The organism is Streptococcus sp. Marseille-Q5986, from assembly GCF_946902915.1.
Lineage (GTDB): Bacteria > Bacillota > Bacilli > Lactobacillales > Streptococcaceae > Streptococcus.
This window is the reverse complement of record NZ_CAMPPY010000003.1, coordinates 230,300-250,003: the sequence shown is the minus strand read 5'-3', so window position 1 is coordinate 250,003 and position 19,704 is coordinate 230,300. Positions and strand designations below refer to the sequence as shown.

At 40.6% G+C, this 19,704-nt stretch carries 19 protein-coding genes; 17 read left to right on the top strand and 2 right to left on the bottom strand.

Annotated features, from left to right (window positions below):
* The first annotated feature begins 79 nt into the window (after positions 1 to 79).
* The 8 genes from pfkA to sdbB all read left to right on the top strand — a co-directional run bounded on the left by pfkA (position 80) and on the right by sdbB (position 8,184).
* The gene (gene pfkA, locus OVN21_RS06480; protein ID WP_000820880.1) at positions 80 to 1,087 is read left to right on the top strand and encodes a 6-phosphofructokinase; all 1,008 of its coding nucleotides are present in this window, start codon (positions 80 to 82) and stop codon (positions 1,085 to 1,087) included.
* A gap of 64 nt (positions 1,088 to 1,151) precedes the next feature.
* The gene (pyk, locus tag OVN21_RS06475) at positions 1,152 to 2,657 is read left to right on the top strand and encodes a pyruvate kinase (protein WP_267247759.1); all 1,506 of its coding nucleotides are present in this window, start codon (positions 1,152 to 1,154) and stop codon (positions 2,655 to 2,657) included.
* A 158-nt stretch (positions 2,658 to 2,815) separates the two neighbouring features.
* Positions 2,816 to 4,075, top strand: a complete 1,260-nt coding sequence (locus OVN21_RS06470; protein ID WP_267247758.1) for a UDP-N-acetylglucosamine 1-carboxyvinyltransferase — start codon at positions 2,816 to 2,818, stop codon at positions 4,073 to 4,075.
* Positions 4,076 to 4,090: 15 nt separating this feature from the next.
* Entirely contained in the window at positions 4,091 to 4,642 is a 552-nt protein-coding gene (locus tag OVN21_RS06465; protein WP_267247757.1) for a GNAT family N-acetyltransferase, read from the top strand.
* Positions 4,635 to 5,912: a CBS-HotDog domain-containing transcription factor SpxR gene (spxR, locus tag OVN21_RS06460; RefSeq protein WP_267247756.1), complete on the top strand. Its 1,278-nt coding sequence runs from the start codon at positions 4,635 to 4,637 to the stop codon at positions 5,910 to 5,912. The genes OVN21_RS06465 and spxR overlap by 8 nt, the downstream gene beginning before the upstream one ends.
* A gap of 15 nt (positions 5,913 to 5,927) precedes the next feature.
* Complete coding sequence (locus OVN21_RS06455; RefSeq protein ID WP_267247755.1) at positions 5,928 to 6,788, top strand: methionyl aminopeptidase; 861 nt, start codon at positions 5,928 to 5,930, stop codon at positions 6,786 to 6,788.
* A 131-nt stretch (positions 6,789 to 6,919) separates the two neighbouring features.
* Positions 6,920 to 7,627, top strand: coding sequence for a thiol-disulfide oxidoreductase-associated membrane protein CcdA2 (ccdA2, locus tag OVN21_RS06450; RefSeq protein WP_267247754.1), 708 nt, complete (start codon positions 6,920 to 6,922; stop codon positions 7,625 to 7,627).
* 11 nt (positions 7,628 to 7,638) lie between these two features.
* Positions 7,639 to 8,184, top strand: a complete 546-nt coding sequence (gene sdbB / locus OVN21_RS06445; RefSeq protein WP_267247753.1) for a thiol-disulfide oxidoreductase-associated lipoprotein SdbB — start codon at positions 7,639 to 7,641, stop codon at positions 8,182 to 8,184.
* Between the two features lie 30 nt (positions 8,185 to 8,214).
* On the opposite strand, the gene pbp3 is transcribed toward sdbB, so the two are convergent.
* Entirely contained in the window at positions 8,215 to 9,450 is a 1,236-nt protein-coding gene (pbp3, locus tag OVN21_RS06440) for a D-alanyl-D-alanine carboxypeptidase PBP3 (RefSeq protein ID WP_267247752.1), read from the bottom strand.
* A gap of 102 nt (positions 9,451 to 9,552) precedes the next feature.
* On the opposite strand from pbp3, the gene OVN21_RS06435 reads away from it, so the two are divergent.
* The 4 genes from OVN21_RS06435 (at position 9,553) to ffh (ending at position 14,282) form a co-directional block, all read left to right on the top strand.
* Entirely contained in the window at positions 9,553 to 10,662 is a 1,110-nt protein-coding gene (locus OVN21_RS06435; RefSeq protein ID WP_267247751.1) for an AI-2E family transporter, read from the top strand.
* 227 nt (positions 10,663 to 10,889) lie between these two features.
* Positions 10,890 to 12,086, top strand: coding sequence for an elongation factor Tu (gene tuf, locus OVN21_RS06430; RefSeq protein WP_001040724.1), 1,197 nt, complete (start codon positions 10,890 to 10,892; stop codon positions 12,084 to 12,086).
* A gap of 280 nt (positions 12,087 to 12,366) precedes the next feature.
* Positions 12,367 to 12,699 (top strand): putative DNA-binding protein, encoded by a 333-nt coding sequence (locus tag OVN21_RS06425; RefSeq protein ID WP_000402066.1) that lies wholly within the window; start codon positions 12,367 to 12,369, stop codon positions 12,697 to 12,699.
* 11 nt (positions 12,700 to 12,710) lie between these two features.
* A complete protein-coding gene (gene ffh, locus OVN21_RS06420; protein WP_267247750.1) occupies positions 12,711 to 14,282 on the top strand; it encodes a signal recognition particle protein in 1,572 nt (523 codons plus the stop codon).
* 81 nt (positions 14,283 to 14,363) lie between these two features.
* Here the strand turns inward: ffh and guaA are convergent, their stop codons facing one another.
* Complete coding sequence (gene guaA, locus OVN21_RS06415) at positions 14,364 to 15,926, bottom strand: glutamine-hydrolyzing GMP synthase (RefSeq protein ID WP_038806148.1); 1,563 nt, start codon at positions 15,924 to 15,926, stop codon at positions 14,364 to 14,366.
* A 140-nt stretch (positions 15,927 to 16,066) separates the two neighbouring features.
* On the opposite strand from guaA, the gene OVN21_RS06410 reads away from it, so the two are divergent.
* The 5 genes from OVN21_RS06410 (at position 16,067) to atpB (ending at position 19,697) form a co-directional block, all read left to right on the top strand.
* Positions 16,067 to 16,765 carry a GntR family transcriptional regulator gene (locus OVN21_RS06410; protein ID WP_267247749.1) on the top strand — a complete coding sequence of 233 codons (699 nt, stop codon included), beginning with the start codon at positions 16,067 to 16,069 and terminating at the stop codon, positions 16,763 to 16,765.
* A 136-nt stretch (positions 16,766 to 16,901) separates the two neighbouring features.
* Positions 16,902 to 18,188, top strand: coding sequence for a peptidase U32 family protein (locus OVN21_RS06405; protein ID WP_267247748.1), 1,287 nt, complete (start codon positions 16,902 to 16,904; stop codon positions 18,186 to 18,188).
* 14 nt (positions 18,189 to 18,202) lie between these two features.
* A complete protein-coding gene (locus OVN21_RS06400) occupies positions 18,203 to 18,514 on the top strand; it encodes a CHY zinc finger protein (RefSeq protein ID WP_267247747.1) in 312 nt (103 codons plus the stop codon).
* 231 nt (positions 18,515 to 18,745) lie between these two features.
* A complete protein-coding gene (locus OVN21_RS06395) occupies positions 18,746 to 18,946 on the top strand; it encodes a F0F1 ATP synthase subunit C (protein ID WP_267247746.1) in 201 nt (66 codons plus the stop codon).
* A gap of 34 nt (positions 18,947 to 18,980) precedes the next feature.
* The gene (atpB, locus tag OVN21_RS06390; protein ID WP_267247745.1) at positions 18,981 to 19,697 is read left to right on the top strand and encodes a F0F1 ATP synthase subunit A; all 717 of its coding nucleotides are present in this window, start codon (positions 18,981 to 18,983) and stop codon (positions 19,695 to 19,697) included.
* Positions 19,698 to 19,704 lie beyond the last annotated feature (7 nt).

Genomic DNA, 19,704 nt, shown 5'->3' with positions numbered 1-19,704 from the left:
ATACGAAAAATAGAAGAATTTTCGATTTAAATGTGGTATAATCAGTAAGAATGTTAAAAGGAAAAGGAGCAAAAACCAAATGAAACGTATTGCTGTTTTGACCAGTGGTGGAGACGCCCCTGGTATGAATGCTGCCATCCGTGCAGTAGTTCGCCAAGCAATCTCAGAAGGAATGGAAGTATTTGGTATCTATGATGGATACGCTGGTATGGTTGCCGGCGAAATTTATCCACTTGATGCTGCTTCAGTAGGAGACATCATTTCCCGTGGTGGTACTTTCCTTCACTCTGCTCGTTACCCTGAGTTTGCACAACTTGAAGGTCAACTTAAAGGGATTGAGCAGTTGAAAAAACACGGTATCGAAGGTGTCGTTGTTATCGGTGGTGACGGTTCTTATCACGGAGCTATGCGCTTGACTGAGCATGGATTCCCTGCTATCGGACTTCCAGGTACAATCGATAACGATATCGTAGGCACTGACTTTACAATCGGATTTGATACTGCAGTTACTACTGCAATGGATGCAATCGATAAGATTCGTGATACATCATCAAGTCACCGTCGTACTTTTGTTGTTGAAGTAATGGGACGTAATGCTGGTGATATCGCACTTTGGGCAGGTATTGCAACTGGTGCTGATGAAATCATTATCCCTGAAGAAGGCTTCAAGATGGAAGATATCGTAGCTAGTATCAAAGCTGGTTATGAATGCGGTAAAAAACACAACATCATCGTTTTGGCCGAGGGGGTTATGTCTGCCGATGAATTCGGTAAGAAACTCAAGGAAGCAGGAGATACTAGTGACCTTCGTGTGACTGAGCTTGGACATATCCAACGTGGTGGTTCACCAACCGCTCGTGACCGTGTATTAGCGTCACGTATGGGAGCACATGCTGTTAAACTTCTCAAACAAGGAATCGGTGGTGTTGCTGTTGGTATCCGTAACGAAAAAATGGTTGAAAACCCAATTCTTGGAACAGCAGAAGAAGGAGCCTTGTTCAGCCTAACAGCTGATGGCAAAATCGTTGTTAACAACCCTCACAAAGCTGACCTTGGACTTGCTAGCTTGAACAAGAGCTTGTCATAATCAACTTTAACTAATCTGGTAAAATGACCATAAAAGGTCAAATTATATAAAGGAGTCACAAATCATGAATAAACGTGTAAAAATCGTTGCAACTTTGGGTCCTGCGGTTGAAATCCGTGGTGGGAAAAAATTCGGTGATGACGGATACTGGGGTGAAAAACTTGATGTTGAAGCTTCAGCAAAAAACATTGCTAAATTGATTGAAGCGGGAGCTAACACTTTCCGTTTCAACTTCTCACACGGTGACCACCAAGAACAAGGTGAACGTATGGCAACTGTTAAACTTGCAGAAAAACTTGCAGGTAAAAAAGTTGGTTTCCTTCTTGATACTAAAGGACCAGAAATCCGTACTGAATTGTTCGAAGGTGAAGCTAAAGAGTACTCATACAAAACTGGTGAAAAAATCCGTGTTGCAACTAAACAAGTAATCAAATCAACTCGTGAAGTGATTGCTTTGAACGTTGCCGGTGCTCTTGACATCTATGATGACGTTGAGGTTGGTCGCCAAGTATTGGTTGACGATGGTAAACTTGGTCTTCGTGTGGTTGCTAAAGATGACGCAACTCGTGAATTTGAAGTTGAAGTTGAAAACGATGGTATCATCGCTAAACAAAAAGGTGTGAACATCCCTAACACTAAAATTCCTTTCCCAGCTCTTGCTGAACGCGATAACGACGATATCCGCTTTGGTCTTGAACAAGGTATCAACTTCATCGCGATTTCATTCGTACGTACTGCGAAAGACGTTAACGAAGTTCGTGCAATCTGTGAAGAAACTGGAAACGGACATGTTCAATTGTTCGCTAAAATCGAAAACCAACAAGGTATCGACAACTTGGATGAAATCATCGAAGCTGCTGATGGTATTATGATCGCTCGTGGTGATATGGGTATCGAAGTTCCATTCGAAATGGTTCCAGTTTACCAAAAAATGATCATCACTAAAGTGAACGCAGCAGGTAAAGTTGTTATCACAGCAACAAACATGCTTGAAACAATGACTGAAAAACCACGTGCAACTCGTTCAGAAGTATCAGACGTATTTAACGCTGTTATCGACGGAACTGATGCAACAATGCTTTCAGGTGAGTCTGCAAATGGTAAATACCCACTTGAGTCAGTAACAACAATGGCTACAATTGATAAGAACGCTCAAACTCTTCTTAACGAATACGGACGTTTGAACTCAGATACTTTCGAACGTAACTCTAAGACAGAAGTTATGGCTTCAGCTGTAAAAGATGCTACAAATTCAATGAACATCAAATTGGTTGTTACCCTTACTAAGACTGGTCACACAGCACGTTTGATTTCTAAATACCGTCCAAATGCTGATATCTTGGCATTGACATTCGACGAATTGACAGAGCGTGGATTGATGTTGAACTGGGGTGTTATCCCAATGTTGACTGAAACTCCATCATCAACAGATGATATGTTCGAAATTGCTGAACGTAAAGCAGTTGAAGCAGGACTTGTAGAATCTGGTGACGATATTGTTATCGTTGCAGGTGTACCACTTGGAGAAGCAGTTCGCACAAACACAATGCGTATCCGCACAGTACGTTAATCTAACATTAAAACCTATCATTTCAGGCTGAACAGCTTGAGTGATAGGTCTTTTTTATCAAAATGAGATTGTATTTAGTAAATAGGAATGGGAAAAACTGAAAATTATGGTATAATAGAATGAAAAGACCTTTTTAGTAAATTTTGAAAGAGTAAAACATGAGAAAAATTGTCATCAATGGTGGACGTCCATTGCAAGGTGAGATCACCATTAGTGGTGCTAAAAATAGTGTTGTAGCGCTTATTCCAGCTATTATCTTATCAGATGATATTGTCACTTTAGATTGTGTTCCAGATATTTCAGACGTTGCTAGTCTTGTCGAAATCATAGAGATGATGGGGGCGACTGTTAAGCGTTATGATGATGTCTTGGAAATTGATCCAAGAGGTGTTCAAAACATTCCTATGCCTTATGGTAAGATTAATAGCTTACGTGCTTCTTATTATTTCTACGGAAGTCTTTTAGGTCGCTTTGGTGAAGCTACAGTTGGACTTCCTGGTGGATGTGATCTGGGGCCTCGTCCGATTGACCTTCACTTAAAAGCCTTTGAAGCCATGGGTGCCAAGGTCAGCTATGAGGGAGATAATATGAATTTATCCGCTCAAGGTAAGGGACTTCATGGCGCGAGTATTTACATGGATACCGTCAGCGTTGGTGCAACGATTAACACTATGATTGCTGCGGTTAAAGCTAAGGGACGTACTGTCATTGAAAATGCGGCTCGTGAACCAGAAATTATCGATGTTGCTACCCTTTTGAACAATATGGGGGCTCACATTCGTGGTGCAGGGACTGATATTATCATTATTGATGGTGTCGAGAAACTTCATGGGACTCGTCACCAAGTCATTCCAGACCGTATCGAAGCCGGGACCTATATTTCACTTGCTGCAGCGGTAGGAAATGGAATTCGCATTAACAACGTTCTCTATGAGCACTTAGAAGGCTTTATCGCCAAACTGGAGGAAATGGGCGTTCATATGACGGTCTCAGAAGACAGTATCTTCGTTGAAGAACAGTCTGATTTGAAGGCCATCAATATCAAAACAGCTCCTTATCCTGGATTTGCAACCGATTTGCAACAGCCTATCACGCCACTTTTACTAACTGCCCAAGGTCGTGGAACCATTATTGATACGATTTATGAAAAACGTGTTAACCATGTTTTTGAATTAGTAAAAATGGATGCGGATATTACGATTACGAATAATCATATTATCTACAACGGTGGTCGTAGGTTGCACGGTGCAAGCGTAAAAGCAACAGACTTGCGAGCTGGTGCAGCGCTTGTTATTGCTGGCTTGATGGCTGAAGGTAAAACTGAAATTACAAATATTGAGTTTATCCTGCGAGGCTACTCAGATATTATTGAGAAATTACGTAGACTCGGAGCGGATATTACACTCATTGAAGACTAAACCGTCGAGGTGATTATGAATATTTGGACCAAATTAGCAATGTTTTCTTTTTTTGAAACGGAGCGTTTGTATTTGCGTCCTTTCTTTTTTAGTGACAGTCAAGCGTTTTTCGACATTGCTTCGAACCCTGAGAATTTGCAGTTTATTTTTCCCAGCCAATCAAGTTTGGAAAAAAGTCAGTATGCACTTGCTAACTATTTTATGAAGGCTCCTCTAGGTGTTTGGGCAATTTGTCTCCAAAAAAATCAGGAAATGATTGGCTCCATTAAATTTGAAAAGATTGATGAAATCAAAAAAGAAGCAGAAATTGGTTATTTCTTAAAAAAAGATTTTTGGTCACAAGGTTATATGACAGAAGTGGTTACCAAGCTATGTCAGCTTTCCTTTGAAGAATTTGGTTTAAAACAATTATCCATCATCACTCATCTGGAGAATCAGGCTAGTCAAAAAGTAGCCTTAAAATCGGGTTTTAGTCTCGTCCGACAGTTTAAGGGGAGCGATCGCTATACACGAAAAATGAGGGATTATCTTGAATTGCGATATATAAAAGGAGAATTCAATGAGTAAACACCAGGAAATCTTGTCCTATCTGGAAGAGTTGCCAATTGGGAAAAGAGTTAGTGTTCGCAGTATCTCTAATCACTTAGGTGTTAGTGACGGCACCGCCTACCGAGCTATCAAAGAAGCTGAAAATCGTGGCATCGTTGAAACTCGGCCACGTAGTGGAACCATACGAGTTAAGCCAAAGAAAGTGGCTATTGAACGGCTAACATATGCTGAAATCGCTGAAGTCACTTCCTCTGAAGTTTTAGCCGGCCAGGAAGGGCTAGAGAGAGAGTTTAGCAAATTTTCCATTGGAGCCATGACAGAGCAGAATATCCTATCCTATCTCCATGATGGTGGTCTTGTGATCGTAGGTGACCGTACTCGTATTCAACTTCTAGCCTTGGAAAATGAAAATGCGGTCCTCGTGACAGGTGGCTTTCATGTTCAGGACGATGTTCTTGAGTTGGCCAATAAAAAAGATATTCCAGTCCTGAGAAGTAAACATGACACTTTTACAGTAGCGACCATGATTAACAAGGCCCTTTCAAATGTTCAAATCAAAACCGATATTCTGACAGTTGAAAAGCTCTATCGTCCCAGTCATGAGTATGGTTTTTTGAGAGAAACCGATACAGTCAAAGATTATCTAGACTTGGTACGTAAGAACAGAAGTAGTCGTTTTCCAGTCATTAACCAACACCAAGTGGTAGTTGGAGTTGTTACCATGCGAGATGCGGGGGATAAATCACCTGGCACAACGATTGATAAGGTGATGACGCGCAGTATCTTCGTAACAGGGTTAGCGACCAATATTGCCAATGTCAGTCAACGAATGATAGCAGAAGACTTTGAGATGGTTCCGGTAGTCAGAAGCAACCAAACCCTACTTGGTGTCATAACGCGACGAGATGTCATGGAAAAGATGAGCCGTTCCCAAGTTTCTGCTTTGCCGACTTTCTCAGAGCAAATCGGGCAAAAACTATCTTACCATCATGATGAAGTCGTCATAACTGTTGAGCCCTTCATGTTGGAGAAAAATGGTGTCCTTGCTAATGGAGTTTTGGCTGAAATCCTCAACCATATGACTCAAGATCTCGTTGTGAATAGTGGACGTAATCTCATCACTGAACAGATGTTGATTTATTTCTTGCAGGCTGTACAGATAGATGATACTCTGCGGATTCAGGCTCGTATTATTCACCACACAAGACGCTCAGCTATTATTGATTATGATATTTATCATGGTCATCAGATTGTTTCAAAAGCAAATGTTACGGTTAAAATTAATTAGAATCTAGGAGAAAAAATGATAACTTTAAAATCAGCACGTGAAATCGAAGCCATGGACAAGGCTGGTGATTTCCTAGCAAGTATCCATATCGGCTTACGTGATTTGATTAAGCCAGGCGTAGATATGTGGGAAGTCGAAGAGTATGTTCGTCGACGTTGCAAAGAGGAGAATTTTCTTCCTCTACAGATTGGCGTGGATGGCGCAGTCATGGATTACCCCTATGCCACTTGTTGTTCTCTCAACGACGAAGTTGCTCATGCTTTTCCACGTCATTACATCTTGAAAGATGGAGACTTACTCAAGGTTGATATGGTTCTAGGCGGTCCGATTGCCAAATCAGACCTTGATGTATCTAAACTTAACTTCAACAATGTTGAACAGATGAAAAAATACACCCAAAGCTATACTGGTGGTTTAGCTGACTCATGTTGGGCTTATGCTGTAGGTACACCGTCCGAAGAAGTGAAAAACCTGATGGACGTGACCAAGGAAGCTATGTATATAGGGATTGAGCAAGCAGTTGTCGGAAATCGTATCGGTGATATTGGTGCAGCAATTCAGGAATATGCTGAAAACCATGGTTATGGTGTCGTACGTGATTTGGTTGGTCATGGTGTTGGTCCAACTATGCATGAAGAGCCAATGGTTCCTAACTACGGTATTGCAGGTCGTGGACTCCGTCTTCGTGAAGGAATGGTACTAACCATTGAACCTATGATCAATACTGGAGATTGGGAAATTGATACAGATATGAAGACTGGCTGGGCTCATAAGACTATTGATGGTGGCCTATCTTGCCAATATGAACACCAGTTCGTGATTACCAAAGATGGACCTGTTATCTTGACCAGTCAAGGTGAAGAAGGAACTTATTAGAACGATAAAAGGGAGCTTAGCTCCTTTTTTTGTTCCAAATGTAGATAAAATAAACAAGCGTAGCAAACTTCTTACAATTTTTTTCTTTTATAGTAAAATAAGATTAGAATTTTGAGAAAGTAGGTAATTCGTTGGAGTCGATTATATTTCTAGTATCCGTTTTTTTAGCAGGTATTCTGTCCTTCTTTTCACCCTGCATCTTTCCTTTGCTACCTGTCTATGCTGGTATTTTACTGGATGATCAGGGAAATTCGAAAAGCTTTCGCTTTTTTGGAAGAGACGTTGCATGGTCAGGCTTAATCCGGACCTTGTGCTTTATTGCAGGAATCTCCCTCATTTTCTTTATTTTAGGATTTGGAGCTGGATTCCTAGGGCACGTGCTCTATGCAGACTGGTTTCGTTATGTTATGGGGACAGTCATTATTCTTTTAGGGCTTCACCAGATGGAAATCTTGCATTTCAATAAACTGGAGGTTCAAAAGACAGTCACCTTCAAACAATCAAAGTCTAATCACTATCTGTCAGCCTTTTTACTTGGGATAACCTTTAGTTTTGGTTGGACCCCTTGTATCGGACCAGTCTTAAGTTCAGTCTTGGCCCTAGCAGCTTCAGGTGGCAATGGTGCTTGGCAAGGTGCCGTGTTAACATTAGTATACACATTGGGAATGGCCCTTCCTTTCATTGTTTTGGCCTTGGCTTCGGGCTGGATTATGCCCTATTTTAGTAAATTAAAACCTCATATGATCCTACTAAAGAAAATCGGGGGAGCTTTGATTATTTTGATGGGATTATTATTAATGCTAGGGCAGTTAAATGTCTTGTCAGGAATTCTTGGATAAAAGGAGAAAAAATGAAAAAAGTTATTTTTGCTGGATTGAGCCTCATGTCTCTATTTCTATTGATTGCCTGTGGTGAAAAAGAAACCAAACAGACAAGCAGTCCAAAACACCCTGCTGTACAACAAATCGCAGTCGGTAAGGATGCACCAGACTTCACCTTGCAGTCCATGGATGGCAAAGAAGTGAAGTTATCAGACTATAAAGGGAAAAAAGTTTATTTGAAATTCTGGACTTCTTGGTGTGGACCATGTAAAAAAAGCATGCCTGAGTTGATGGAATTAGCTGCCAAACAAGATCGAGACTTTGAAATCTTGAGTGTCATTGCACCAGGTCTACAAGGTGAAAAAACAGTTCAAGACTTTCCAAAATGGTACCAAGAACAAGGTTACAAGGATATTCCAGTTCTATATGATACGCAAGCAACTACCTTCCAAGCCTACCAAATTCGTAGTATTCCAACGGAATACTTGATTGATAGTCAAGGTAAAATTGGGAAAATTCAGTTCGGTGCTATTAGCAATGCAGATGCAGAAGCGGCTTTTAAAGAAATGAAATAAAGAAAAAATCGCGATTGTTCGCGATTTTTTTTATAGTTTTTCATTGATAAAGCGGATAAATTGATTCCACCAAACCTTCAAAAAGAAGGCTTTTTCTACTTTCTTTTCAGAGACCATTTCAAAAGAAGGTTTTTCAGAAGTGAGATAACCTTGACCGACCAAATCCTGATCGTCATAGGTTAGAGTACCGACAACCTTGCCTTCTTCCAGTGGGGCTATTTCTGATTTTGGTGTGAATTGAAGAGCTGATGTTGTTTCACTTCCAACTCGTTGGACGATTGCAATATCTGACTTAGCAATTGCAGCTACCTTATCTTCTTTCCCATCAAGGACTGTCACTTTACTATCTTTATAGGTTTCGCCTTTCTGAACGACAGTTTTTAAAGCAAAGTTCGCAGAAACATAATCTAAAAGTGAAGAAGTTGCAGTAAAACGTGCATAAGGGTTGCTATCTTGCTGGTCTGCATTTAAAACAACCGTAATGATACGCATCCCTTTCTCAACAGTTGTTCCAACGAAAGAAGCACCGGCTTTGTCGGTAGTACCTGTTTTCAAACCGTCGACACCACCACGATAGGCTGGCATTCCTTCCAACATATAGTTGGTTGAGTGGATTTCAAGTCCAGCAAAAGTAGAAGTTGGCTTTTTGGTGATTTCTAAAACTTGAGGATAATCTCGGATGAGATTACGAGCGACGATTGCAACGTCATAGGCACTCAACTTGTTTTCATCATCTTTTTTAGAACCAGGATAGATATTATTGCCAAGGGTCTCATTATTTAAACCAGTAGTGTTTACAATAGTTGCATCTTGAATTCCCCATTCAAGAAGTTTAGCCCTCATTTTGTCTACAAAGTCTTTCTCAGAACCAGCAATCTTTTCTGCTAGCGCAATCGCAGCACTGTTGGCACTGGATACCAGGGTTGCTTCAAGCAACTCTTCGACAGTATAATTACGGGCTTCCATAGGGACGTTACTCGCCTCAGAATTGGTTGTAAGTTTGTAAGGATAGTCCGAAATATCGACAGGTGTAGATAGGCTGATGGTTCCTTGTTCCAAGGCCTCATAGACCAAATAGACTGTAACAAGTTTGGTAATAGAAGCAATTTCTACAGGCTGATTTGCATCTTTTTCGTAGAGGATTTTTCCAGTTGTAGCCTCGACAGCAATGGCATGTTTAGCAGCAACATCAAACTCCTGAGCAGAGACAGTAGAAACTGTTCCAAAAACAAAAAGTGTTATAAAAGATAGAATTATTTTTTTCATATTAGCTTTATTTTATCATAAAGAAAAAAATATTCTCGCTTTTATACTAAAGCCATCTTATCTTTTGAAGAAATATGATAAAATAAATAAAGGAGGATGCCTATGTTCCGTAGAAACAAATTATTTTTTTGGACAGCTGAAATTTTATTATTAACACTGATTTTCTATCTTTGGAGAGAGATGGGAGCGATTATTACTCCCTTCGTGACGGTTGTGAATACCATTATGATTCCATTTTTGCTTGGAGGATTTTTTTACTACATTACCAATCCAGTCGTTACTTTCTTAGAAAAGAGATGTAAGATTAATCGTCTAATTGGTGTCTTGGTCACTCTCTGTGCTTTAATTGGTGCCATCGTTGTTGGGGTAGTCTACCTCTTACCGATTCTGATTAATCAGTTGACTAGCTTGATTATTTCTAGTCAAAATATCTATAGTAGATTGCAGGATTTGGTTATTGATTTGTCGATGAACCCTATTTTCCAGAATATTGATATTCAACAAACAATTCAACAGTTAAATCTCTCCTATGTGGATATCCTACAGAATATTCTTAATAGCGTCAGCAACAGTTTAGGAAGCGTCCTTTCAGCCTTGTTTAGCACGGTTCTGATTCTCATTATGACCCCCGTCTTCTTGATTTATTTCTTGTTAGATGGACATAAGTTGCTGCCTATGTTGGAACGAACTGTCTTAAAACATGATAAATTAAATCTCTCTAGCCTCTTAACCAATCTCAATGCAACTATAGCGCGCTACATCAGTGGAATTGCAATTGATGCCGTTATTATCGGATGTTTAGCCTATATTGGTTATAGCGTTATCGGATTAAAGTACGCTCTTGTTTTTGCTATTTTCTCTGGAATCGCAAATTTAATTCCTTATGTTGGTCCAAGTATTGGCTTGATTCCGATGGTGATTGCCAATGTGTTCACAGATCCTCATCGTATGTTGATTGCGGTTGCTTATATGCTCATCATTCAGCAGATTGACGGAAATGTTCTCTATCCACGTATCGTTGGAGGGGTTATGAAAGTACACCCGATTACGATTTTGGTACTTCTCTTATTGTCAAGTAATATCTACGGCGTCATAGGGATGATTGTAGCAGTGCCAACCTACTCTATTCTCAAAGAAATCACTAAGTTTTTGGCGAAATTATATGAAAATCATAAGGAAGCTAAAGAACTGGAAAAATCAGAATCCATTTAGAATCAGGGAAACCTGATTTTTTTGTGAACATAATACCGCTAGAATGAAATAAGCTTGAATTGTATAAAGAAGCAAAAGAACAGCACTTTGTAAGATTCAGATTAATTCACAAAATATGTGTAAAACACTTGCAATTTAGCAGAAATTTGATAAAATAGTAAGGAAAGTTAGACTGTATTGCCTACTGTCTATCTATAAAATATATTTTATTGGAGGCTTTTACTCAAATGGCAAAAGAAAAATACGATCGTAGTAAACCACACGTTAACATTGGTACTATCGGACACGTTGACCACGGTAAAACTACCCTAACTGCAGCTATCACAACTGTTTTGGCACGTCGCTTGCCTTCATCAGTTAACCAACCTAAAGACTATGCGTCTATCGATGCTGCTCCAGAAGAACGCGAACGCGGTATCACAATCAACACTGCGCACGTTGAGTACGAAACTGAAAAACGTCACTACGCTCACATCGACGCTCCAGGACACGCGGACTACGTTAAAAACATGATCACTGGTGCCGCTCAAATGGACGGAGCTATCCTTGTAGTAGCTTCAACTGACGGACCAATGCCACAAACTCGTGAGCACATCCTTCTTTCACGTCAGGTTGGTGTTAAACACCTTATCGTCTTCATGAACAAAGTTGACTTGGTTGACGATGAAGAATTGCTTGAATTGGTTGAAATGGAAATCCGTGACCTCTTGTCAGAATACGATTTCCCAGGTGACGATCTTCCAGTTATCCAAGGTTCAGCTCTTAAAGCCCTTGAAGGTGACTCTAAATACGAAGACATCGTTATGGAATTGATGAACACAGTTGATGAGTACATCCCAGAACCAGAACGTGACACTGACAAACCATTGCTTCTTCCAGTCGAAGACGTATTCTCAATCACTGGACGTGGTACAGTTGCTTCAGGACGTATCGACCGTGGTATCGTTAAAGTCAACGACGAAATCGAAATCGTTGGTATCAAAGAAGAAACTCAAAAAGCAGTTGTTACTGGTGTTGAAATGTTCCGTAAACAACTTGACGAAGGTCTTGCCGGAGATAACGTAGGTGTCCTTCTTCGTGGTGTTCAACGTGATGAAATCGAACGTGGACAAGTTATCGCTAAACCAGGTTCAATCAACCCACACACTAAATTCAAAGGTGAAGTTTACATCCTTACTAAAGAAGAAGGTGGACGTCACACTCCATTCTTCAACAACTACCGTCCACAATTCTACTTCCGTACTACTGACGTTACAGGTTCAATCGAACTTCCAGCAGGTACTGAAATGGTAATGCCTGGTGATAACGTGACAATCGACGTTGAGTTGATCCACCCAATCGCCGTAGAACAAGGTACTACATTCTCTATCCGTGAGGGTGGACGTACTGTTGGTTCAGGTATGGTTACAGAAATCGAAGCTTAATTCGATTAAGTTCCCAGAAGAACAATTATTTAAGTCAGACACTAAAAGAATCTTGCCTCGCAAGGTTCTTTTTTGTTCTTGGCTAAATTCCCAAACTAAGTTCCACCGCTAGTATAAGTGGAACTTAGTCTGAAAAAATTCTAAAAGCCAGTGGAAATCCGTGTCAGGGTAAGTTCCGCTATGGTGGAAGTTGGTGTGAGAAATTACCTTTTTTATTCTTGATCTATTTAAAGTGCTCCTACTCTAGCAGTATAATCGTTTTTTTGGTATAATAAAAGTTATGGAAATCGAAAAAACCAATCGTATGAATGCGCTCTTTGAATTTTATGCGGCGCTTTTGACAGATAAGCAAATGAATTATATCGAGCTCTACTACGCTGATGATTACAGTCTTGCTGAGATTGCTGAAGAGTTCGGTGTCAGTCGTCAGGCTGTCTATGACAATATCAAGCGGACAGAAAAGATTCTGGAAGATTATGAGATGAAATTGCACATGTACTCGGACTACATTGTCCGTAGTCAGATTTTTGACCAGATTTTGGAGCGCTATCCCAAGGATGACTTTCTGCAGGAGCAGATAGAAATTTTAACAAGCATTGATAATAGAGAATAAGAGGTAGAAAAATGGCATTTGAAAGTTTAACAGAACGTTTGCAGAACGTCTTTAAAAATCTACGTAAAAAAGGAAAAATCTCTGAATCTGATGTCCAAGAGGCAACCAAAGAAATTCGCTTGGCCTTGCTTGAGGCCGACGTTGCCTTGCCCGTTGTAAAGGACTTTATCAAGAAAGTTCGTGAGCGTGCAGTCGGGCATGAAGTCATTGATACCCTTAATCCTGCGCAACAAATTATTAAAATCGTTGATGAGGAACTGACAACCGTTTTAGGTTCTGATACAGCAGAGATTATCAAGTCACCTAAGATTCCTACGATTATCATGATGGTTGGTTTGCAGGGGGCTGGTAAAACAACCTTTGCTGGTAAATTGGCTAACAAACTTAAGAAGGAAGAAAATGCACGTCCTTTGATGATTGCGGCAGATATTTATCGCCCAGCTGCCATCGCCCAGTTGAAAACACTTGGGCAACAGATAGATGTTCCTGTCTTTGCACTTGGAACAGAAGTACCAGCTGTTGAGATTGTACGTCAAGGTTTGGAACAAGCCCAAGCTAATCATAACGACTATGTCTTGATTGATACGGCAGGTCGTTTGCAGATTGATGAGCTCCTCATGAATGAGCTTCGTGACGTGAAAGCACTGGCTCAACCAAACGAAATTCTGCTCGTCGTTGATGCCATGATTGGTCAAGAAGCTGCCAATGTTGCGCGTGAGTTTAATGCTCAGTTGGAAGTGACTGGGGTTATCCTTACTAAGATTGATGGGGACACTCGTGGTGGTGCTGCTCTATCTGTTCGTCACATTACTGGAAAACCAATCAAGTTTACTGGTACAGGTGAAAAGATTACAGATATCGAAACCTTCCACCCAGACCGTATGTCAAGCCGTATCCTTGGCATGGGGGATATGCTCACTCTGATTGAGAAAGCTTCTCAGGAATACGATGAGCAAAAAGCCCTTGAAATGGCTGAGAAGATGCGTGAAAACACCTTTGATTTCAATGATTTCATTGATCAGTTGGATCAGGTACAAAACATGGGGCCAATGGAAGACTTGCTCAAGATGATTCCAGGTATGGCCAACAATCCAGCCCTTCAAAACATGAAGGTGGATGAGCGTCAGATTGCGCGCAAACGTGCTATTGTGTCTTCAATGACACCTGAAGAACGTGAAAATCCAGATTTGTTAAATCCAAGCCGTCGCCGTCGTATCGCTGCAGGTTCTGGAAATACCTTTGTCGAAGTCAATAAATTCATCAAAGACTTTAACCAAGCTAAACAGCTTATGCAAGGTGTCATGTCTGGAGATATGAACAAGATGATGAAGCAAATGGGAATCAATCCAAACAACCTTCCTAAAAATATGCCAAATATGGGAGGAATGGATATGTCTGCCCTTGAAGGAATGATGGGACAAGGTGGCATGCCTGACTTGTCAGCTCTTGGCGGAGCAGGAAGGCCAGATATGAGCCAGATGTTTGGTGGCGGGCTCAAAGGTAAAATCGGTGAATTTGCTATGAAACAATCCATGAAACGCATGGCGAATAAAATAAAAAAAGCGAAGAAGAAACGCAAATAAAAAAAGGAAAGCAGAACTGCTTTCCCTGCATATAAAAAGAACTCTGAGTCAGATTCAGAGTTCTTTTTAAGTGTGACTGGCCTATTCCCACTCAACGGTTGCAGGTGGTTTACTTGTAATATCGTAGACGATACGGTTAACGTGATCCACTTCATTTACGATACGTACTGAGATTTTTTGAAGCACTTCCCAAGGAATCTTGGCAAAATCAGCTGTCATACCATCGATAGAAGTGATCGCACGAATGGCGATGGTATAGTCATAAGTACGACCATCACCCATAACACCGACTGAACGAACGCCTGTATTGACTGTGAAGTATTGCCAGATATCGCGGTCAAGACCAGCTTTAGCGATTTCTTCACGAAGGATTGCATCAGACTCACGAACAGTTTCTAGTTTTTCTTCAGTGATTTCACCCATAACACGGATCGCAAGTCCTGGTCCTGGGAATGGTTGGCGCCACACGATGTGGTCTGGCATACCAAGCTCTGTACCAAGAGCACGAACCTCATCCTTGTAAAGAGTATTGAGTGGTTCAATCAATTCAAACTGCATGTCTTCTGGTAGGCCGCCAACGTTGTGGTGTGACTTGATAGTCTGAGCTGTATCCGTACCAGACTCAATCACGTCTGTATAAAGAGTTCCTTGAGCAAGGAATTTCACATCTTTGAGCTTGCTTGCTTCGTCATCAAAGACGTAGACAAACTCATTACCGATAATTTTACGTTTTTGTTCAGGGTCAGAAACACCAGCAAGTTTATCAAGGAAGCGTTTTGCAGCGTCTGCTTTAACAATATTCAAACCAAACTTACCACCAAGCATGTCCATAACTTGGTCAGCTTCGCCCTTACGGAGAAGGCCATGGTCTACAAAGATACAGATCAATTGATCGCCGATCGCTTTTTGGAGAAGAACTCCAACAACAGAAGAGTCAACACCACCTGATAGACCGAGAAGAACACGCTTGTCGCCTACAGTTTCACGGATTTTCTTGATCTGCATGTCGATGAAGTTGTCCATTGACCAGTCACCCTTAGCTTTACAGATGTTAAGGGCAAAGTTGCGAAGGATATCATTTCCGTATACAGAATGGCGCACTTCTGGGTGGAATTGGATACCATAGATGTGCTTTTCTGGATTTTCAATAGCTGCATAAGGACAGTCAGCAGAAGTACCAGTACGAACAAAATCAGCTGGAATCTCTGTAACAGCATCGCCATGGCTCATCAAAACAATCTGTTCTTCAGGAGTCCCTTCAAAGAGGGCAGAAGTGGTATGAGTAAGTGGTGATTGGCCATACTCGCGGTTACCAGCATCACCTGCAGGAACAACTTTTCCTCCAAGTTTATGAGTTAAAAGTTGCATACCGTAGCAGATTCCCAAAATTGGAATCCCAAGTTCAAAAATTTCTGGGTCAATATCAAATGAACCATCTTCGTATACAGAGTTTGGTCCACCAGAGAGGATGATTCCTACAGGGTTTATCGCACGAACCTCTGCAGCTGAGATTTTGTGACTTTTTAGCTCTGAAAAAACACCAATTTCACGAATGCGGCGTGAAATCAGCTGGTTGTATTGGCTACCATAGTCCAGCACGATGATTTTTTCGACATCTTGCAAATCAGTTGAAATGTTGCTCATCTTTTTCCTTTCTCGAAAGAAATATCTTTTTCAATATTTTATCACAAATAGGGGCGAATTACCAACTAAACAAGGCAAAGTTTGACTTTTTCTTAGCAAATACGGTACAATGGAGAAAATAAAGAAAAGAAGTGAGAATCATGTTACCAGCTTATATGAAAATCCACGATCAGATCAAAAAGGATATAGATGAGCATCATTGGAAAATCGGAGAGAGACTTCCAAGTGAGCGAGATTTAGCGGAACAGTTTCAAGTTAGCCGGATGACATTACGCCAAGCTATCTCACTCTTGGTTGAGGAAGGAGTTTTGGAGCGTCGTGTAGGAAGTGGGACTTTTGTCTCTAGCACTCGTGTCCAAGAAAAAATGCGAGGAACAACCAGTTTTACGGAGATTGTCAAATCTCAGGGGAAAATACCTTCCAGCCAACTCATTTCTTACAGAAGAACCATTCCAAATGAGCAAGAGGTCGCAAAGCTGGGGATTACTCCAACAGAGAATATTGTCCGCATGGAACGGGTGCGTTACGCTGACCAAGTTCCACTAGTCTATGAAGTCGCATCCATTCCTGAGAAATTTATTAAGGATTTCAAAAAAGAAGAAATCACCAGTCATTTCTTTCAAACCTTGCAGCAGCATGGCTACCGGATTTGCAAATCCCAACAGACCATTTATGCGAGATTGGCTAAGGAAAAGATTGCTCACTATCTGGAAGTTGAAAAGGGGCATGCGATTTTAGCCTTGACTCAGATTTCTTATCTTGAAGATGGGACAGCTTTTGAATATGTAAATAGTCAATACGTGGGTGAACGCTTTGAATTTTATCTTGAAAATAACTAGTTTAGAAGGGCTAGTTTTTTGTTTTCTTAAAAGATTAGAATTGTCAAAACAATCTGTCTAGGCTTGATTTTATCCATTATTTACTATAAAATGAGAAGGAAAAACGTCAAACTTTTATATTGCAAATAGGAGAAACATGACAAAAACATTAAAACGTCCTGAGGTTTTATCGCCTGCAGGGACTTTAGAGAAGCTAAAGGTAGCTGTTCAGTATGGAGCAGATGCTGTCTTTATTGGTGGTCAGGCCTATGGTCTTCGTAGCCGTGCTGGAAACTTTACTTTTGAACAGATGGAAGAAGGAGTCCAGTTTGCTGCCAAGTACGGTGCCAAGGTCTATGTAGCTGCCAACATGGTTATGCACGAAGGAAATGAAGCTGGTGCTGGTGAGTGGTTCCGTAAACTGCGTGATATCGGGATTGCAGCAGTTATCGTATCTGACCCAGCCTTGATTATGATTGCAGCGACTGAAGCACCAGGTCTTGAAATCCACCTCTCTACCCAAGCAAGTGCCACTAACTATGAAACTCTTGAGTTTTGGAAAGAATTGGGCTTGACTCGTGTCGTTTTGGCGCGTGAGGTTTCGATGGAAGAATTGGCAGAAATTCGCAAACGTACAGATGTAGAAATTGAAGCCTTTGTCCATGGAGCTATGTGTATTTCCTACTCAGGACGTTGCACTCTTTCAAACCACATGAGTATGCGTGATGCCAACCGTGGGGGTTGTTCACAGTCTTGCCGTTGGAAATACGACCTTTACGACATGCCTTTTGGTCAAGAACGTAAGAGTCTTAAAGGTGAAATTCCAGAAGAATTTTCAATGTCAGCCGTTGACATGTCCATGATTGACCATATTCCAGATATGATTGAAAATGGTGTGGATAGTCTAAAAATTGAAGGTCGTATGAAGTCAATCCACTATGTTTCAACTGTGACCAACTGTTACAAGGCGGCTGTGGATGCTTACCTTGAAAGCCCAGAAAAATTTGAAGCTATTAAACAAGACCTGGTAGATGAGATGTGGAAGGTTGCCCAACGTGAATTGGCAACAGGTTTCTACTATAGTACACCTACAGAAAATGAACAGTTGTTTGGTGCACGTCGTAAAATTCCTGAGTACAAGTTTGTCGCTGAAGTGGTTTCTTATGATGACGCAACGCAAACAGCAACCATTCGTCAGCGGAATGTCATCAACGAAGGCGATCAAGTTGAGTTTTACGGACCAGGTTTCCGTCATTTTGAAACCTATATCGAAGATTTACATGATGCCAAAGGAAATAAAATTGACCGTGCTCCAAATCCAATGGAACTCTTGACAATCAAGGCTCCGCAACCTGTTCAGGCAGGTGACATGGTCCGCGCTCTCAAGGAAGGTCTTATCAATCTCTATAAGGAAGACGGGACCAGCGTCACAGTTCGTGCCTAGAGAAGGAAAAGTGAATGATTCAAGCGCAAGGATTGTTGGTAGATGATGAAGGTAGATGTATTCATTATCATAGCGAAAAGGACATTGTTTCCCTCCAGTGTTATGAGTGTAAAAAATACTATGCTTGCTATCAGTGCCACAATGCTATAGAAACGCATTTGTTTTCACCCTACCCCTTGACGCTTGCGGAGGATCGACCGATTTTATGTGGGGCTTGTAGGGGGACAATAACATTTCAAGAATATCAAAAGCAGATAGCCTGCCCTTATTGTAAATCTCCATTTAATCCAGGGTGTAAACAACACTATTCCTACTATTTCAAATAAAATGAATCGATCCAAGTTTTAAGCTTGGATTTTTCAATTTATTTCGGAAAATATAGAAAAAGTGGAGACACATTTTTCCATAAAATGAGAAACTTATCTATACAGTGGTATAAAAATAGCAAAAATAGAAATAAATCATATGAAACGCTTCCAACGTAAGTAAAAAGTTGACAAAAACAAATTTTAGGACTAAACTAAGTAAGTAAATTTTAAATAAAAGGAGAATTCATCATGAATTTAACATTTTTCGGTCTATGTCTTGCCTGTATGGGTGTATCTCTTGCAGAAGGATTTTTGATGAACGGTTTGCTTAAATCTGCAGCACGCCAACCAGATATTATTGCTGAATTGCGTAGCTTGATGATTATGGGGATTGCCTTTATTGAAGGAACGTTCTTGGTTACCCTCGTCTTTTCATTCATCATCAAATAGACAAACGGAACGAGAAGAAAGGGGAGGATTTTAGATGGAAGAAAGTATTACTCCAACCATCTCTATTGGTCCTGTTACCTTTGATTTGACCATGTTAGCCATGACCTTGTTGATTGTGGGAGTTATTTTTGTCTTTATTTATTGGGCGAGTCGCAATATGACCTTGAAGCCCAAAGGAAAGCAAAATGTACTTGAGTATTTCTATGACTTTGTTATTGGATTTACAGAACCTAACATTGGTAAAAGCTACATGAAAGACTACTCGCTCTTTTTCCTTTGTCTATTTCTATTTATGGTACTGGCAAATAACCTCGGTTTGATGGCTAAGATTCAGTCTGCAGATGGAACCAATCTTTGGACATCTCCAACTGCAAATTTACAGTATGACTTGGCCTTATCATTTGGTGTTATTCTATTGACACACATTGAGGGTATTCGTCGTCGTGGGATTAAAAAATATCTAAAAGCCTATATCACACCTGGCTTTATGACTCCCATGAACATCTTAGAAGAGTTTACCAACTTTTTATCACTTGCCTTGCGGGTGTTTGGAAATATTTTTGCAGGAGAGGTGATGGCTAGTTTGCTGATTGGTCTATCTCACCAAGCTCTCTATTGGTATCCAGTTGCTTTTGGTGCTAACTTGGCTTGGACAGCCTTTTCTGTCTTTATTTCCTGCATCCAAGCCTATGTGTTTACTATGTTGTCTTCTATGTACCTAGGAAATAAGATAAATGATGGAGAAGAGTAGAAAGGAG

Excerpts from the sequence above, each read along its gene's own strand:
- sdbB (WP_267247753.1), top strand. The coding sequence starts at position 7,639 with ATGAAAAAAGTTATTTTTGCTGGATTGAGCCTCATGTCTCTATTTCTA.
- pbp3 (WP_267247752.1), bottom strand. The coding sequence starts at position 9,450 with ATGAAAAAAATAATTCTATCTTTTATAACACTTTTTGTTTTTGGAACA.
- OVN21_RS06410 (WP_267247749.1), top strand. The coding sequence starts at position 16,067 with ATGTTACCAGCTTATATGAAAATCCACGATCAGATCAAAAAGGATATA.
- OVN21_RS06405 (WP_267247748.1), top strand. The coding sequence starts at position 16,902 with ATGACAAAAACATTAAAACGTCCTGAGGTTTTATCGCCTGCAGGGACT.
- OVN21_RS06465 (WP_267247757.1), top strand. The coding sequence starts at position 4,091 with ATGAATATTTGGACCAAATTAGCAATGTTTTCTTTTTTTGAAACGGAG.
- OVN21_RS06435 (WP_267247751.1), top strand. The coding sequence starts at position 9,553 with ATGTTCCGTAGAAACAAATTATTTTTTTGGACAGCTGAAATTTTATTA.
- OVN21_RS06395 (WP_267247746.1), top strand. The coding sequence starts at position 18,746 with ATGAATTTAACATTTTTCGGTCTATGTCTTGCCTGTATGGGTGTATCT.
- OVN21_RS06470 (WP_267247758.1), top strand. The coding sequence starts at position 2,816 with ATGAGAAAAATTGTCATCAATGGTGGACGTCCATTGCAAGGTGAGATC.
- guaA (WP_038806148.1), bottom strand. The coding sequence starts at position 15,926 with ATGAGCAACATTTCAACTGATTTGCAAGATGTCGAAAAAATCATCGTG.
- OVN21_RS06400 (WP_267247747.1), top strand. The coding sequence starts at position 18,203 with ATGATTCAAGCGCAAGGATTGTTGGTAGATGATGAAGGTAGATGTATT.
- OVN21_RS06455 (WP_267247755.1), top strand. The coding sequence starts at position 5,928 with ATGATAACTTTAAAATCAGCACGTGAAATCGAAGCCATGGACAAGGCT.
- ffh (WP_267247750.1), top strand. The coding sequence starts at position 12,711 with ATGGCATTTGAAAGTTTAACAGAACGTTTGCAGAACGTCTTTAAAAAT.
- pfkA (WP_000820880.1), top strand. The coding sequence starts at position 80 with ATGAAACGTATTGCTGTTTTGACCAGTGGTGGAGACGCCCCTGGTATG.
- spxR (WP_267247756.1), top strand. The coding sequence starts at position 4,635 with ATGAGTAAACACCAGGAAATCTTGTCCTATCTGGAAGAGTTGCCAATT.
- pyk (WP_267247759.1), top strand. The coding sequence starts at position 1,152 with ATGAATAAACGTGTAAAAATCGTTGCAACTTTGGGTCCTGCGGTTGAA.
- OVN21_RS06425 (WP_000402066.1), top strand. The coding sequence starts at position 12,367 with ATGGAAATCGAAAAAACCAATCGTATGAATGCGCTCTTTGAATTTTAT.
- tuf (WP_001040724.1), top strand. The coding sequence starts at position 10,890 with ATGGCAAAAGAAAAATACGATCGTAGTAAACCACACGTTAACATTGGT.
- atpB (WP_267247745.1), top strand. The coding sequence starts at position 18,981 with ATGGAAGAAAGTATTACTCCAACCATCTCTATTGGTCCTGTTACCTTT.